Raw genomic sequence first — 14,818 nt, 5'->3', positions numbered from 1 at the left:
CTCTGACCTCGCCCGTCAGGCGGCCGGGGCGCTCCGGTAGATGGCCGACAGCCAGATGCCCAGGAGGACACCGACGACGTCGGCCTCGGCCACCGAGGGCCCGTCACCGCTGAAGGTCGCGTAGAGCACGCGCTCGTTCATCGAGGTGAGGGCGACGGCGAGGTCGCGGGAGGGCAGGCCGGCGGGCGCGGCCCCACGCGCCCGTTCGGCGTCGATGGCCGCGGCGCACTGCTGCACCCAGCGCTCGAACACCGAGGACCACAGGGCGCGCACCTCCGCGCTGGTCGAGCGCGCCTCGGCCCACGCGACGGTGAGCGCCCGGTGCGCGCGGAACGTCCTGTAGTACGCGGCGATGGCCCGCTCCCAGCCCTCGCGGGAGGTGGCCGCGGGCGTGCCGAACACCTCGGCCATCGCGGCGTCGGCCTCGCCGACCACGCGGTCGAGCAGCGAGAGCAGGACGGCGTCCTTCGAGGAGAAGTAGAAGTAGAACGTCGGCCGGGAGATGCCCGCCCCGCGCGCCAGGTCGTCGACGGAGATGGCGCTCAGCGGCCGCTCGCCGAGGAGCCGTTCGGCCGTGGTGAGGATCGCCAGCTCGCGGTCGTCGCCGGACGGCCGGGCGGGCCGTCGGCCGCGTCCGGCGCTGGGCACGTCACCCCTCGCAGTCGACACAGCGCGAAGGATAACCGCTGGCCGGCCGTAACTCGACACTGTGTTGACGCGTTCAACACGGTGTCGATAACGTCGGGCGAGCAGAGTGCTGCGGGCCCGGACCAGACCGGCCGCGGCCGGACGAGCGAAGCGGAGCATGCGCACATGACGAGCGAGCACCTGGACGTCCTGGTCGTCGGTGCCGGGCTCTCCGGCATCGGGGCGGCCTGCTCCCTGGAGACCGAGCGCCCTGGCACCACCTACGCCGTGCTGGAGTCGCGCGCCGCGATGGGCGGCACCTGGGACCTGTTCCGCTACCCGGGCATCCGCTCGGACTCCGACATGTTCACCCTCGGCTACTCCTTCCGGCCGTGGAAGGAGTCCAAGTCCATCGCCGACGGCGCCGACATCCGCCGCTACATCGAGGACACCGCCCGCGAGTTCGGCGTCACCGACAAGATCCGCTACCACTCCCGCGTGCTCTCTGCGGACTGGTCGAGCGCGGACAGCCGCTGGACGGTGACGGTCGAGCGCACCGACACCGGCGAGACGTCCACGCTCACCTGCTCGTGGCTGCACACCTGCGCCGGCTACTACCGCTACGACGAGGGCTTCCGCCCGACGTTCGAGGGCGAGGAGCGCTTCGGCGGGCAGCTGATCCACCCGCAGCACTGGCCCGAGGACCTCGACCTCACCGGCAGGAAGGTCGTCGTCATCGGCAGCGGGGCCACCGCCGTCACCCTGGTGCCCAACCTGGCCGAGCAGGCCGAGAAGGTCACCATGCTGCAGCGGACGCCCAGCTACATCCTGTCGCTGCCCGGCCGCGACCCGCTGGCCAAGGCGCTGCGGAACCGGCTGCCCGACCGGATCTCGTATCCGATCGTGCGCTGGAAGAACGTGCTCACCTCCACCGCGCTCTACCAGCTGAGCCGCCGGCGCCCGGCGCTGGTGCGCGCCCTGATCCGCCGGCTGACGGCCAAGCAGCTGCCCGGTTTCGACGTCGACACGCACTTCAACCCGCCGTACGACCCGTGGGACCAGCGGCTCTGCCTGGTGCCCGACGGCGACCTGTTCCGCACCCTGCGCAAGGGCCGGGCGGACATCGTCACCGACCGGATCGCCACCTTCACCGAGACCGGCATCGAGCTGGCGTCGGGCGCGACCCTCGAGGCCGACGTCGTGGTCGCCGCGACCGGGCTGAACCTGCTGCCCGCCGGCGGCATGACGCTGTCCCTGGACGGCGAGCGGGTGGAGCTCTCCGAGACGGTCTCCTACAAGGGGATGATGCTCTCCGGCGTCCCCAACTTCTCCATGGTCATCGGCTACACCAACGCCTCCTGGACGCTGAAGGCAGACCTGGTCAACCGCTACGTCTGCCGGCTGCTGGACCACCTCGACGCCCACGGCTACGGAACGGCGACCCCGGTGGCCCCGCCGGAGGGCGCCGACGCGCCCTTCCTCGACCTGGCGTCGGGCTACGTGCAGCGCAGCCTCGACGGGCTGCCCAAGCAGGGCGGCCGCACCCCGTGGAAGCTGCACCAGAACTACATCCTCGACGTCCGCATGATGAAGCGCGGCTCGCTGGAGGACGAGGGCATGACCTTCCAGCGGCAGCCCGCCGCCGCCGGCGCGCAGCAGGCGGTGGCGTGATGCGGGACTACACGTTCGCCGGTGGGACGGCCGTCGTCACCGGGGCCGCGAGCGGCATCGGCGAGGCGCTGGCCCTCGACCTGGCGCAGCGGGGCAGCAACCTGGTGCTCGTCGACCGGGACGCCGAGCGGCTCGACGACGTGGCCGGCCGCATCCGGGCCGCCCAGCCCGCGCTGCGGGTCGCCACCCACGTCGTGGACCTCTCCGACGACGAGGCCACCGCGGCACTGGCCGCGACGCTGGTCGCCGAGCACCCCGAGACGACCCTGCTGGTCAACAACGCGGGCGTGGCCCTCGGCGGGCGGTTCGACCAGGTCACCCTCGAGGAGTTCGACTGGGTGATGGCGATCAACTTCCGCGCCGTCGTCCGCCTCACCCACGCGCTGGTGCCGGTGCTCAAGAGGCACCCCGGGGCGCACGTCGTCAACGTCTCCAGCGTCTTCGGCATCTTCGCCCCCGCCGGGCAGGCGGCCTACTCCGCCAGCAAGTTCGCCGTCCGCGGGTTCAGCGAGTCGTTGCGGCACGAGCTGGCCCAGGACGACGTCGGCGTGACGGTGGTGCACCCCGGCGGGATCCGGACCCGGATCGCCGAGAGCGCGCGCACCGGCTCCGGCGTCTCGCCCGAGGAGTACGAGGTGGGCCGCAAGCAGTTCGCCAAGCTGCTGCGCATGCCGCCGGAGCAGGCCGCGGCGCAGATCGTGACGGCCATCGAGAAGCGGCGCCCGCGGCTGCTGATCGGCTGGAGCGCGAAGGTGCCCGACGTCCTGGTCCGGCTGCTGCCCGGCAGCTACTGGAAGCTCATCGCCCGGCGGGCCGCCCCGGCGAAGCCGCCGACCGCCGCGTAGGCCTCGCCGCGCGCCCCGGTGCGCAGGCGGGCGGGAACCCGGGTCCGGATTCCCGCCCGCCTGCGCATGCGGGCGTTCGACGCCCGCATGCGCAGGCGAAAAGCGGTTGCGGCGGGCGGTAGAACCAGGGGGTGACCGCCCCGCCGGCCCGCATCGTCGACCTCGGCCCCGACGACGACCTGTTCCCAGCCTGGTGCGAGGTGTGGGCGGCCGTGCAGCGCGACGACCGTCCCGAGGACCCACCGCGTCCCGCGCAGGAGCACGTCGCCCTGGGGCGGGAACTCGTGGCGCCGGGCGGCTCGCGGGACGGCCTGCACCGGGCAGCGGTGACCGGCGACGCCGTCGTGGGGGCGCTGCGGGTGCTGCTCCCGCTCAGGGACAACCCGGCAGTTGCCTTCCTCGACGTCGCGGTGCACCCCGTGCACCGCCGCCGCGGGCTCGGCACCCGGCTGCTCGCGGAGGGGCGCGCGTACGCCGCGGAGCGCGGCCGCACACTGTTCATCAGCGAGGTGGACGAGGCCCTCCCGTCGTCGCCGGGGCGGGCCTTCGCCGAACGGCACGGCTGGACCTGCGACCTGGTGGAGACCCGGCGGGACCTGGTCCTGCCGGTGGACGCCGACCGGCTGTCCGCCCTGGAGGCCGAGTCCGCCCGGGCGGGCGCCGGTTACGAGATCCGCACCTGGCGCGACCGGACGCCGGACGAGCTGCTGGAGGACCGCGCGCTCCTGGAGCGGCGGATGACCACCGATGCGCCGCACGGCGACCTGCCCGTCGAGGAGGAGGAGTGGGACGGCGAGCGGATCCGCGAGTACGAGCGGTCGCACGTCGCCCGCGGGCGGACGGTGCTCTCCGCCGGGGCGGTGACCGCCGACGGCCGGCTGGTCGCCTTCACCGACCTCCAGGTCCCGCTGGCGCAGCCCGGGCGTGCCTCGCAGGCCGGCACGCTGGTCCTGCGCGAGCACCGCGGGCACCGGCTGGGCGCCCGCGTGAAGGCCGCGGTGCTCCGCGACCTGGCCGCGCAGTTCCCCGAGGTCCGCCGGATCAGCACGTACAACTCCGACAGCAACACCCCCATGGTGGCGGTCAACGAGGCCCTCGGGTTCGTGCCCGCGGGGCACCTTTCCTCCTGGTCGCTGCGGCTCTGACCCTGGGCTCGCGCACCCGCGCCGACCGTGCGGTTGACTGCCCGGGTGCCCGCCGAGAGCCCCGTGCCGCCCGAGTTCGTGCGCGCCCACACCCGCCCGGTCCGCCCGGAGCTGGTCCCCGAGGTGGAGCTGCTCGTCGCCGCCGACGTCGTCGCCCTGTGGGAGGCGATGGAGACCGAGCAGGGTCGCACCTCCACCGATCCGCCGTTCTGGGCCGCGGCCTGGCCCGGCGGCCAGGCGCTGGCGCGCTACCTCCTGGACCACCCCGGGCTGGTGGCGGGGCGGTCGGTGCTGGACCTCGGCGCGGGCAGCGGGCTGGTGGCCGTCGCGGCGGTGCGTGCCGGCGCCACCTCGGTGCTGGCCAGCGACGTGGACCCGTTCGCGCTGACCGCGATCACCGTGAACGCCGAGCGCAACGGCGTCGCCGGCATCACGCCGGTCGGGGACGTGCTGGGCGGCGAGCCGCCGGACGTGGCCGTGATCGTGGCCGGCGACGTCTGCTACGACCGGGAGATGACCGGACGGGTGCTGCCGTTCCTGGAGCGCGCACGTGCCCGCGGCACCGAGGTGCTCATCGGCGACCCGGGCCGCATCTACCTGCCGGAGGACCGGTTGACCGCGCTGGCCGTCTACGACGTCCCCGACACCGAAGGGCCCGACATCCGCCGGACCACGGTCTGGCGGCTGCCCTGACCCCACCGGCGGTCGTACGCGGCCGGGCGGGTCAGCCGTCCACCTCGCCGGGGACGAGCTCGAAGAACACCACCTGCGGTGGGGCGTTGATCCGGACGGGGGCCAGGCTGAACCCGATGCCGCAGGTGACGAACATGCGGTTGCCCTCGGCGCCGTAAGCGTCCGGCGCCCAGCCGTCGGCGACGATCGCCTCCTCCTCGGTGAGGCCCATGTAGGACCACCGTGGAGCGCCGGGCAGCGCCACCTGCCCGCAGTGGGTGTGCCCGGCCACCGCCAGGGGAGCGGTGCCGGCCGGCAGCCGGTCGAAGGTGGTCGGGTTGTGCATCACGACCACGCGGGGCGCGTCGTCGGGCACGCCGTCGAACGCGGCGTCGACGTCCACCCGGTCCGGGACCGCTGGTCCGAGGCCCACGACGTGCAGCCGGCCGGCCTCCGGGCCGGAGCCGGTCGACGGCACGGGCACCGCCTCGTTGGCCAGCACCGGCACGCCGGCGTCCTCGAGCGCGGTGGTCAGCTCGTCCTCCGCCGAGACGGCGTAGTCGTGGTTGCCCAGGACGGCGAAGGTCGGGATGTCGGCCTCGACCAGCGGGGTGATCAGCTCCACCACCCGGTCGACCTGGGTGCCGACGTCAGGGTCGGTGCTGTAGACGAAGTCGCCGGCCAGCAGGGCGACGTCCGGGTCGGCCTCGACGATGGTCTCGACGGCGCGCTCGACCATGCCCTCGTTGGACCACCACATGCCGATCTGCATGTCCGAGACCACCGCGACCGCGGTGCCGGCCAGTTCCTGGCCCAGCCCGGGCAGCGGGACCTGCTGGCGCTCCTCGTTCAGGACGAACCGCGGCTCGATCGCCACGCCGTAGACGAGCAGCAGCACCAGCGCCGTGCCGAGGGCGGCGGCGATCCGGGCGATCCAGCGCTTCACGGGTTCTCCGTCCGAGGTGTGGAGCTCCCGCCGGCGGGGATGCCGGCTGCTCCGCACCGACCCTGCCCGGCCGGCCGCCATCCGACCCGGGAGCGGCGGGCTTGTCAGCGAAACGTCATGGCCGGCGGGCCCGCGGCGGACCGGGGGCCCGATGAGGCAGCCCACACATCCGCCGCAGGCATTGTCACGGCTCGGTAACGACGGCTACGGTGGCCGGGTCCGGCAGGTCGTTCTCTCCCCGGCCGGGGAGGTCCGCCGGGCGCCGCCGAATCGCTGCAGCCCTCGGGCTTCCGGCGAACCGGGGACCCACCGCAGTACTGGGGTGAATCGCGCACCGGGCACGACCCGGTGCGAGTAGGGCCACACTTCTCCGGCCCGAACCCGTCAGCTAACCCGGTAGGCGGCGAGACAGGAGAAACGGAGCGCCGCCGCATGGCGAGCCTGCGGGCCCACCTTGCACCGAACGACAGCCGGTACGGAGCCTCGCGCGCGCCTTCCCCGCGCTGAGTGCCCGGGCCCTCGCCCGACACCCGCTGCCACTCGACCACTTCGCAGCAGTCCGCCGCGTCGAACGCCGTCGGACCGCTGTGCCCTGCATCTGGAGCAGTTCCCTTCCATGAACCTTCGCCTTCCCTCGCTGACCCGCTCCGCACGGCCGGGCACCGCACGCCCGGGCACCGGCCGCCGCGCCGGTGGGCCCGCCCGGCGTCCGGCCCTGCTGCTGGCGGTGGCCGCCGCGGGCGGCCTGATGGTCAACGTCCTCACCGTGAACGAGCCGGCCGCGCAGGCCGAGCCGCAGCTGGAGTCGGTCAGCGTCGCCGAGCAGCTGGGCCTCACCGCGGAGCAGCCGCCGGTCGCCGAGAGCGCCGCCACCGCGGTCGACTCCCTCGGTGAGCTGGCGGCGAGCCGCAGCGAGCGCCAGGCCGAGCAGGACGCGGCCGCGCAGGCCCAGGCCGCCGCCGACCAGGCCGAGCTGGACCGCCGCGCCGCCGAGGAGGCCGCCCGCATCGCCGCCGAGGAGGAGGCCCGCCGCGCCGCCGAGGAGGCCGCCCGCGTCGTCGCCGAGGAGGAGGCCCGGCGCACCGCCGAGGCGCAGGCCGCCGCCGCCCGCCCGGGCCGCGGCTCGAGCGCGCCCGCCGCGCCGGCCGGCTCCTACAAGGAGTACGCGATGAGCAAGGTCGGCAGCGCGAGCGAGTTCGGCTGCCTCGAGCGTCTCTGGGGCAAGGAGAGCGGCTGGAACCCCAACGCGCAGAACCCGACCAGCACTGCCTACGGCATCCCGCAGTTCCTGGACTCGACCTGGGCCGGCACCGGCATCGCCAAGACGTCGGACGGCTACCGGCAGATCGACGCCGGGCTGATCTACATCGAGAACCGCTTCGGCTCACCCTGTGGCGCCTGGAGCCACTCGCAGGCCAAGGGCTGGTACTAGGCGGTCGACCGGGTGAAGGCCCGGTCGACAGCACCGGAACATGAGTGAGGCCCCACCCGATCCGGGTGGGGCCTCGCTCATGTCACGGCCGGCTCCGCAACGTCGGGACGCCGTCGCCGGTGAGCTGGTCGAGTGCGACCGAGCGGCCGGTGATCGCCAGCAGCAGGTCCTCGGCGCCGCCGCGCACGGAAGGACCGCTGCCGTGGGCCCAGTCGACGTCGGTCGCCTCGAAGCGCAACCCGTCCAGCCGGCCCTCGGCGACCGGGCCACCGCCGCCGGCAGTGGCCACGAAGGCCAGCGCCGTGCGCAACCGCTGCTCGGGGACCTCGCGGGTCAGTCCCAGCGGTCGGCGGATGTCCAGGCCGTGCACGAGCAGGTCGGTGAGCGGCGCCTCGGGGCCCAGCCCGGGAGGGGTGAACCGCGAGTCGGCCTTGCGGCGCAGCAGCTCGGTGAGCTCCTCGAACGGCCGACGCGCCAGCTCGCGGGTCAGCCGGACGTTCGCCCGGTCGAAGTTGCCGCGGCAGAGGAGCATCGCCAGGGCGAACCTCGGCATGCCCACCTCCAGGGGCATCACCAGGTGCGCCACCACGTCGTGGACGCGCCAGGCGCTGCAGAGGCTCTGCGCCGCCTGCTGCTCGCTCGTCAGTCCCGCCATGAGGTCGGCGAGACCACGACGCTCGTCGGCGATCTCGGCGAAGGTGTCCACGGGCGGCATCCTGGCATCGGGGACCAGGTGGTGTCTGCCACTGGCGGCCCGGCGGTCAGCCCAGGAGGCCGGCCTCGGCCTTGGCCGTCAGGGCGGTGCGGACGGCGTCCTCGACGACGGCGGCGAACGCCGGGTCCCGCTCGCTGCGCGCCGCGACGGCCTCGACCATCTCCGGCACCAGCGTGCCGTCGACGCTGAGCACCAGCGTGCCGCCAGCCGCCAGGAAGCGGATCGCCCGCTCGCCCGGTGGGATGCCCTCGACGGCCTCGGCGTTGGCGAGGTCGTCGGAGATGACCACGCCGTCGAACCCGAGCTCCTCGCGCAGCAGGCCGGTGACCACCGGCTGCGAGAAGGCGGCCTGGTTCGCCGGGTCCAGCTGCGGATAGGTCGCCGAGGACATCATCACGAACGGGTCCTCCGCCGTGCGGGACAGGGCGTCGGCGAAGGCGGTCACCTGCTCGTCGGCGCGGCCCGTCGCCGGATCGACGACGTCGCTGCTCGTGTCGGTGTTCTGCTGGACCCGGCCCAGCCCGGGAAAGTGCTTCAGCGTCGGCACCACGTCGTGCGCGGCCAGGCCGTCGGCGACGGCGGCGGCGGCGCGGGCGACCTCGGCGGCGGTGCTCCCGTACTGCCGGTCGACCGCACCGATCGGCTCGTTGCCCGGCTCGGACCCGGCGGGCACCACGTCGGCGACCGGCGCCAGGTTGACGTTGAGGCCCGCGGCGCTCATGGCGGCGCCCAGCTCGTCGGCGAGCGCGGCGAGCCCGTCGGCGGGGAGCCGGCCCTGTTCCACGGCGGTCGGCAGCACATCGAAGCCCGGGCCCTTCAGCGTCTGCACCAGGCCGCCCTCCTGGTCGGCGGCGACCCACAGGCCCGGGCCGGCCGCGGCCTCCTGCCACCCGCCGGTCGTGGCGGCCAGCTCCTCGACCGGGGCGGTCGTGCGCCCGTGCAGGAACATCCCGCCCACGCCGCTGGTCGCGATCGCCTCGCCGCGCCCGAGGTCCTCCAGCGGGACGCCGGCGACGAAGAGCTGCCGGATCCGTGCCTCCGCGTCCAGCTGCTGCAGTGCCGCGTCCACCCGGGGGTCGCCGGCGCCGGCCTCGGACCCGCCCGTCGCCGGGGAGGCGGAGCTCGTCGCGGTGTCCGCGGAGCTGGAGGCCGACCGCGTGGGCGTGGAGCTGCAGCCGGCGAGCGTCGCGGCGCACAGCAGCGCGACCGGGAGCAGGGCGAAGGGCTGGGCGGCAGTGGGGCGCACGGAGGTCCTCAGGAGTTCCGGCGGCCCGAGGAACGACCGCCCGTGGGACCAGTCTCGCCCGGCGGACGGCGCGGGCCCGGCAGGCGCGGCGACGTGTCGGAGGCCCAATCAGGGGTCCGCCGCGCCCGCCACCTCGGAGTAAGGTGACCCTAAGTCGCCAGGTCGGCGACGGAGGAGGACCGATCCCATGACCGCACCGCTGCGCGCCACCGCCGCCGTCCGCACCGGCGTCCCGGGCCGCTACGCCAAGCAGCTGGTGTCGCACCTCGGCCGCAAGGTCGAGTTCTCCTCCCAGGCCGGCACCTCCACCGCTGCGTTCTTCGAGCACGGCACCGGCTCGATCGTCGTCGGGGACGGGGTGCTCACCCTGGTGGCCGAGTCAGGGACGCCCGAGGGGCTCGCCCGCGTGCAGCACGTGCTCGGTGACCACCTCCAGCGGTTCGGCCAGCGCGACGGCCTCGTCGTCAGCTGGAGCGCGGCGCAGGCCGGTCCCACCGCCGTCTGACCGGCACGTCGCGGTCGCCGGCCGGGTGTCCGGCTGCCTAAGGTCGGGTCGGTGACCGGACCGGAGGGGGAGCGATGACCGAGGCGGGCGACGCCGACCGCAGCACACCGTCGGGCGGGATCGTCGGGCGGTCGATCGACGAGTTCGTCGGCCAGCTGCGGGGGTTCAGCGATCGGGCCCGCTCCCTGGCCGGTGCCGTCCCGTCGAAGCTGCACCTGCCGGCCCTCCCGAGCCCGCCGGGTGCCATGTCCGCGGCGCAGGTGGGAGCGGTCGCGAAGACGGTCCGGGCGCAGCGGCAGTCGATCGCCGCGATGCGGGCGCAGCTGGACGCCTTCGACCAGCAGCTCGCCGTCTTCGAGCGGATCCTGGACCCGCTGGAGGAGTGGAGCGCCTCCTGGGCCCAGCTGGAGAAGGCGGTCGGTGACTTCGTCCGTCGCGAGCCGGGCCAGGGGGAGCCGCCGGCCCAGCAGTCGGCCCCGTAGCCGTCGCTCAGTAGCCGTCGCTCAGTAGCCGTCGCTCAGTACCCGTCGTCCTCGTCCGCGGGACGCCGCCGCAGCAGGCCGGTCACCGACCCCACGCGGGTCTGGGCCTGCCGCAGCCCGGAGATGAGCGGCATCAGGTCGTCGTGGATCCGGCGCAGGGTCTCCGGCACGGTGTCCACCGCCGGGTCGTCGAGCACCTTGCCGACCCGCTCCAGGCCCGGCTTGAGCGCCCGCACCGGCTCCTCCAGCTCCTCGACCAGGGACTCGAGGCGCTCGGCGATCCGCTGGGCCGACGCGATCGTGTCGCGGGCGCTCGTCGTGGCCTCGGTCAGCTGCCGGACGGTCCCGTTGAGGTCGCTCAGCGTCCGGGGGAGCTGGGCCAGCGCCTCGGTCTGGGTCTGGAGCAGGGTGATGAGCTCGCTGAACCCCGGGATGCGGGGAAGGCCGAGACCTCGGAAGGGATCCACCTGGCCACCGTCCGCGTCCGGGGCCGGGCACGCAACCCGGCGCGGGACCGGGGGTGACCCAGCGGCCGTGTGCTCCACCGCTGGAGCTCGGCTCCCGGACCGCCGGCAGTCAGGGCGCCGTGCGGTGCGGGATGCCGGGCCGCCACCGGGCGCGCCCGGACGCCGGTCACACCGGTCGATCGGCGGCGTCGAACGCGACGGACGCCCACTCGTCCAGCGCCAGCACGTGCCACATGCGCTCGAGCAGCGGCGGGGCGTTCCAGAGCTCCAGCCGGACCCCGCGCTCGCCGAGCGTGCGGGCCCACCGGGCGAGCACCCGGCACGCGGCGACGTCGGCGAACTCCAGCCCCGACAGGTCGAGGGCGCAGGCGCCGCCGCTGACCGGAGTGGCGGCGAGGATGCGGGCCAGCCGCTCGGCGCCCACGGTGTCGACGTCGCCGACGAGGCTGGGGCCCCGGTCGTCGAAGAAGACCTGGAACGGGGCGGTGCCGGTCGGCGCGTGCACCTGCGGGTGCACGCCGGCGAGGTCGCCGAGCGCGGCGGCCGGCAGGTCCTCGCGGTAGGCGCACATGGCGGTCATGCCGGGGCCGTGCGCGATGAACTCGTCGGCCACGTGCTCCCAGCGGACGAGTTCGGGCCGCAGCGTGGTGTCGGCGGCCAGCGCGGTCACGTCGGCGAAGACCCGGAGGCCGGTGTACCCGTCGGCCACTGCCCGCCGGGTGGCGTCGTCGTAGAAGGCGCGCTGGCTCTCCGCGCTGAAGGGGCCCGTCGCGGCGTAGGCGTCGGCCACGGTGAGCAGCCGCAGGCGGCCGTCGGCGATCAGCGCGTCGATGTCGCCGAGCGCGGTGGGGCCGCGGCGCAGCCCCTCGACCACCCGGTCGCCGACGCACAGCAGCCGTTCGCCGTGGAGCAGACCACCGGCGAGGAACTCGATCGCGGCGGCGGTGAGGTCGGTGTCGTCGCGGTAGACCCAGCAGACGTGGTCGTGCGCTCCCGCGACCGGGACTTCGGCAACCGCTCCGTGAACGCGCACGTACACAGAGTAGGCCCTCGCCGCGTTCCGGAACAGGGGCGAACGCCCCTTCCCGGTCAGAGCGCGCGGAGGATGTCCTCCACGCGCTCACGGGCGTCCCCGAAGAGCATGCGGCTGTTGTCCCGGAAGAACAGCGGGTTCTGCACGCCGGCGTACCCGGTGTTCATCGACCGCTTGAACACGATCACCCGCTCGGCCTCCCACACCGTCAGCACCGGCATGCCGGCGATCGGGCTGGTCGGGTCCTCGGTCGCGGCCGGGTTCACCGTGTCGTTGGCGCCGATGACGAGCACGACCGACGTCGAGGCGAAGTCGTCGTTGATCTCGTCCATCTCCAGGACGACGTCGTAGGGCACCTTGGCCTCGGCCAGCAGCACGTTCATGTGGCCCGGCAGGCGGCCGGCGACGGGGTGGATGCCGAAGCGCACCTCGACCCCCCGCTCGGTGAGCTTGCGGGTCAGGTCGGCCACCGCGCCCTGTGCCTGGGCCACCGCCATGCCGTAGCCGGGGGTGATGACCACGGACGCGGCATCCCGCAGCAGCTCGGCGGTGTCCTCGGCGCTGATCTCGGTGTGCTCGCCGTAGTCGACGTCGGAGGCCGCGGCGCTGCCCTCGTTGCCGAAGCCGCCGGCGATGACCGAGATGAACGACCGGTTCATCGCCTTGCACATGATGTAGGACAGGTAGGCACCCGAGGAGCCGACCAGCGCGCCGGTGATGATCAGCAGGTCGTTGCCCAGCAGGAAGCCCGAGGCGGCGGCGGCCCAGCCCGAGTAGCTGTTGAGCATCGAGACGACGACCGGCATGTCCCCGCCGCCGATCGAGGCGACCAGGTGCCAGCCCAGCGCCAGCGCCAGCGCGGTGACCACCGACAGCACCAGCAGGTTCGGCTCGATCACGAACACCACGGTGAGGACGGCGAAGAGCACCAGCGCGCCGAGGTTCAGCCAGTTGTGGCCCGGCAGCATCAGCGGGTTGCTCTTGATCCGGGCCGACAGCTTCAGGAAGGCCACGATCGAGCCGGTGAAGGTGACCGCGCCGATGAAGACGCCGACCACCACCTCACCGGAGTGGATGCCCGCTTCCGCGCCGGTCAGCAGCGGCCCGCCGTCGGAGGGGTCCACCCCCTCGACGGACAGGTAGCCGTTCCAACCCACGAGCACCGCGGCCAGGCCGACGAAGCTGTGCAGCAGGGCGATGAGCTCCGGCATGCCGGTCATCTCGACCTGGCGGGCCCGCCAGATGCCGATCGCCGCACCGATCACGACGGCGACCACGAGCAGGACGAGCCCGACGATGGAGATGTCCTCGGTGGCCACGGCGACGGTGGCCGCCAGGGCGATCGCCATGCCGGCGATGCCGTAGGCGTTCCCGGCCTTGGCGGTCTCGTGCTTCGACAGCCCGGCGAGGCTCAGGATGAAGAGCAGGGCGGCGACGATGTAGGCCGCGTAAGCGGCGGAGGTGGCGGTCATCGGGCCGCGCCCTTCACGTTCGGGCCGCGGGAGAACATGCCCAGCATGCGGCGGGTGACGGCGAAGCCGCCGAAGACGTTGATGCTCGCCACGAGGGTGGCGACGAAGGCCAGGGCCCGGACGACGCCGTCGTCGCTGCCGAGCTGCAGCAGCGCGCCGACCACGATGATCCCGGAGATGGCGTTGGTGACGCTCATCAGCGGGGTGTGCAGCGCGTGGTGCACCTTGCCGATCACGTAGAAGCCGACGACGACGGCCAGGGCGAACACGGTGAAGTGCTGCACCAGGTCGTTCGGCGAGAAGGCGGTGACCAGGAACAGCAGCGCCGCGCCCAGACCCACGAGCGCGAACCGCCGTCCGGGCTTCGGTGGCTCCGGTGGGGGAGCGGGTTCCCTCCGCGCGGGGAGGGCGGCCGTCGGCGCGGCCGACACCTGGACCGGTGGCGGCGGCCAGGTCTTCTCGCCCTCGTGGACGACGGTGATCGACCGCTGGACGACGTCGTCGAGGTCGAGGACCAGCAGGCCGTCCTTGCCCGGCGTGAGCAGCTTCAGCAGGTTGACCAGGTTGGTGCCGTAGAGCTGGGAGGCCTGCGCGGGCAGCCGGCCGGGCAGGTCGGTGTAGCCGATGATCGAGACGCCGTTCCCGGTCACCACGATCTCGTCGGCGACCGACCCGGCCACGTTGCCGCCCTGCGCGGCGGCCATGTCGACGATCACGCTGCCGGAGCGCATCGAGGCGACCATCTCCTCGGTGACCAGCCGGGGCGCCGGGCGGCCGGGGATCAGGGCGGTGGTGATGATGATGTCGACGTCGCGGGCCTGCTCGGCGTACATCTCCGCGGCCCGCCGGTTGAAGTCCTCGCCCATCTCGCGGGCGTAGCCGTCCGTGCTGACCTCCTGGTCGCCGGCCGGCACGGCGACGTACTCCCCACCCAGGGAGCGCACCTGCTCGGCCACCTCGGGACGCACGTCGGTGGCGCGGACGATGGCGCCCAGGCTGCTCGCCGCGCCGATGGCGGCCAGCCCGGCCACGCCCGCGCCGGCGACGAGGACCTTGGCCGGGGGCACCTTGCCGGCCGCGGTGACCTGGCCGGTGAAGAACCGGCCGAACACGTGGGCGGCCTCGACGACGGCCCGGTAGCCGGCGATGTTGGCCATGGAGCTGAGCACGTCCATCGACTGGGCGCGGGAGATGCGCGGCACCGCGTCCATCGCCAGCACCGTGATCGGCCGCTGCGCCAGCGCGTCGACCAGGTCGGGGTTGAGCGCCGGGCTCAGCAGGCTGATCAGCGTGGCGCCGTCGCGCAGCCGGGGGATCTCGTCGGCGGCCGGGGCGTTCACCCGCAGCACGACGTCGGCCTGCCACGCCTCGTCGGCGGCCCCGATCCGTGCGCCGGCCTCGGCGTAGGCCTCGTCGGGGAAGCTGCTGGCCGCGCCCGCCCCGGTCTCGACGACGACGTCGTAGCCCAACCCGACCAGCTGCCGCACGGTGGCCGGCGTGGCGGCGACCCGGGTCTCGCGGGCGCGGGTCTCGCGGGGGACTCCGAGGTGCATCGTGGCG

At 74.1% G+C, this 14,818-nt stretch carries 15 protein-coding genes and 1 riboswitch; of the genes, 7 read left to right on the top strand and 8 right to left on the bottom strand.

Annotation, left to right across the window (positions count from 1 at the left end; translation table 11 throughout):
• Nucleotides 1-15: 15 nt before the first annotated feature.
• Nucleotides 16-669: a TetR family transcriptional regulator gene (locus GCU60_RS04460; RefSeq protein WP_163202648.1), complete on the bottom strand. Its 654-nt coding sequence runs from the start codon at nt 667-669 to the stop codon at nt 16-18.
• A 144-nt stretch (nt 670-813) separates the two neighbouring features.
• Here GCU60_RS04460 and GCU60_RS04455 point away from each other — a divergent pair, with 144 nt between their 5' ends.
• From GCU60_RS04455 to GCU60_RS04440, 4 genes are all read left to right on the top strand, one after another.
• Entirely contained in the window at nt 814-2,298 is a 1,485-nt protein-coding gene (locus GCU60_RS04455; protein ID WP_163202645.1) for a flavin-containing monooxygenase, read from the top strand.
• Nucleotides 2,298-3,143, top strand: a complete 846-nt coding sequence (locus GCU60_RS04450; RefSeq protein WP_163202643.1) for an SDR family NAD(P)-dependent oxidoreductase — start codon at nt 2,298-2,300, stop codon at nt 3,141-3,143. The genes GCU60_RS04455 and GCU60_RS04450 overlap by 1 nt, the downstream gene beginning before the upstream one ends.
• Before the next feature lie 131 nt (nt 3,144-3,274).
• The gene (locus GCU60_RS04445; RefSeq protein ID WP_163202640.1) at nt 3,275-4,288 is read left to right on the top strand and encodes a GNAT family N-acetyltransferase; all 1,014 of its coding nucleotides are present in this window, start codon (nt 3,275-3,277) and stop codon (nt 4,286-4,288) included.
• A 45-nt stretch (nt 4,289-4,333) separates the two neighbouring features.
• Nucleotides 4,334-4,981 carry a class I SAM-dependent methyltransferase gene (locus GCU60_RS04440; protein WP_345770389.1) on the top strand — a complete coding sequence of 216 codons (648 nt, stop codon included), beginning with the start codon at nt 4,334-4,336 and terminating at the stop codon, nt 4,979-4,981.
• Nucleotides 4,982-5,012: 31 nt separating this feature from the next.
• Here the strand turns inward: GCU60_RS04440 and GCU60_RS04435 are convergent, their stop codons facing one another.
• Complete coding sequence (locus tag GCU60_RS04435) at nt 5,013-5,906, bottom strand: metallophosphoesterase (protein ID WP_163202637.1); 894 nt, start codon at nt 5,904-5,906, stop codon at nt 5,013-5,015.
• Nucleotides 5,907-6,159: 253 nt separating this feature from the next.
• Nucleotides 6,160-6,323: riboswitch (cyclic di-AMP (ydaO/yuaA leader) on the top strand.
• Nucleotides 6,324-6,522: 199 nt separating this feature from the next.
• Between GCU60_RS04435 and GCU60_RS04430 the strand changes: the two genes are divergently transcribed.
• Complete coding sequence (locus GCU60_RS04430) at nt 6,523-7,338, top strand: lytic transglycosylase domain-containing protein (RefSeq protein WP_163202635.1); 816 nt, start codon at nt 6,523-6,525, stop codon at nt 7,336-7,338.
• Nucleotides 7,339-7,420: 82 nt separating this feature from the next.
• Here GCU60_RS04430 and GCU60_RS04425 read toward each other — a convergent pair whose 3' ends face one another.
• Nucleotides 7,421-8,044 (bottom strand): maleylpyruvate isomerase family mycothiol-dependent enzyme, encoded by a 624-nt coding sequence (locus tag GCU60_RS04425; protein ID WP_204261446.1) that lies wholly within the window; start codon nt 8,042-8,044, stop codon nt 7,421-7,423.
• 55 nt (nt 8,045-8,099) lie between these two features.
• Nucleotides 8,100-9,299 (bottom strand): glycoside hydrolase family 3 protein, encoded by a 1,200-nt coding sequence (locus GCU60_RS04420; RefSeq protein WP_163202630.1) that lies wholly within the window; start codon nt 9,297-9,299, stop codon nt 8,100-8,102.
• A gap of 187 nt (nt 9,300-9,486) precedes the next feature.
• On the opposite strand from GCU60_RS04420, the gene GCU60_RS04415 reads away from it, so the two are divergent.
• Both GCU60_RS04415 and GCU60_RS04410 read left to right on the top strand, forming a co-directional pair.
• Nucleotides 9,487-9,804 (top strand): DUF2218 domain-containing protein, encoded by a 318-nt coding sequence (locus GCU60_RS04415; protein WP_163202627.1) that lies wholly within the window; start codon nt 9,487-9,489, stop codon nt 9,802-9,804.
• A 74-nt stretch (nt 9,805-9,878) separates the two neighbouring features.
• Complete coding sequence (locus tag GCU60_RS04410; RefSeq protein WP_163202625.1) at nt 9,879-10,286, top strand: hypothetical protein; 408 nt, start codon at nt 9,879-9,881, stop codon at nt 10,284-10,286.
• Nucleotides 10,287-10,321: 35 nt separating this feature from the next.
• Here GCU60_RS04410 and GCU60_RS04405 read toward each other — a convergent pair whose 3' ends face one another.
• The 4 genes from GCU60_RS04405 to GCU60_RS04390 form a co-directional block, all read right to left on the bottom strand.
• Entirely contained in the window at nt 10,322-10,753 is a 432-nt protein-coding gene (locus tag GCU60_RS04405; RefSeq protein WP_163202623.1) for a hypothetical protein, read from the bottom strand.
• A 166-nt stretch (nt 10,754-10,919) separates the two neighbouring features.
• Nucleotides 10,920-11,786 (bottom strand): MEDS domain-containing protein, encoded by an 867-nt coding sequence (locus tag GCU60_RS04400; protein WP_163202621.1) that lies wholly within the window; start codon nt 11,784-11,786, stop codon nt 10,920-10,922.
• A gap of 56 nt (nt 11,787-11,842) precedes the next feature.
• Entirely contained in the window at nt 11,843-13,258 is a 1,416-nt protein-coding gene (gene pntB / locus GCU60_RS04395) for a Re/Si-specific NAD(P)(+) transhydrogenase subunit beta (protein WP_163202618.1), read from the bottom strand.
• The gene (locus GCU60_RS04390) at nt 13,255-14,811 is read right to left on the bottom strand and encodes a Re/Si-specific NAD(P)(+) transhydrogenase subunit alpha (protein ID WP_163202616.1); all 1,557 of its coding nucleotides are present in this window, start codon (nt 14,809-14,811) and stop codon (nt 13,255-13,257) included. The genes pntB and GCU60_RS04390 overlap by 4 nt, the downstream gene beginning before the upstream one ends.
• Between the last annotated feature and the right edge of the window lie 7 nt (nt 14,812-14,818).

The sequence above is a fragment of the Blastococcus saxobsidens genome (genome assembly GCF_010682065.1).
GTDB lineage: Bacteria > Actinomycetota > Actinomycetes > Mycobacteriales > Geodermatophilaceae > Blastococcus > Blastococcus saxobsidens_B.
This window is presented reverse-complemented; position numbering and strand designations above follow the sequence as displayed.

Bases quoted from the DNA above. Each gene is read 5' to 3' on its own strand.
- GCU60_RS04390 (WP_163202616.1), bottom strand. From the start codon at position 14,811: ATGCACCTCGGAGTCCCCCGCGAGACCCGCGCCCGCGAGACCCGGGTC.
- pntB (WP_163202618.1), bottom strand. From the start codon at position 13,258: ATGACCGCCACCTCCGCCGCTTACGCGGCCTACATCGTCGCCGCCCTG.
- GCU60_RS04410 (WP_163202625.1), top strand. From the start codon at position 9,879: ATGACCGAGGCGGGCGACGCCGACCGCAGCACACCGTCGGGCGGGATC.
- GCU60_RS04430 (WP_163202635.1), top strand. From the start codon at position 6,523: ATGAACCTTCGCCTTCCCTCGCTGACCCGCTCCGCACGGCCGGGCACC.
- GCU60_RS04455 (WP_163202645.1), top strand. From the start codon at position 814: ATGACGAGCGAGCACCTGGACGTCCTGGTCGTCGGTGCCGGGCTCTCC.
- GCU60_RS04415 (WP_163202627.1), top strand. From the start codon at position 9,487: ATGACCGCACCGCTGCGCGCCACCGCCGCCGTCCGCACCGGCGTCCCG.
- GCU60_RS04450 (WP_163202643.1), top strand. From the start codon at position 2,298: ATGCGGGACTACACGTTCGCCGGTGGGACGGCCGTCGTCACCGGGGCC.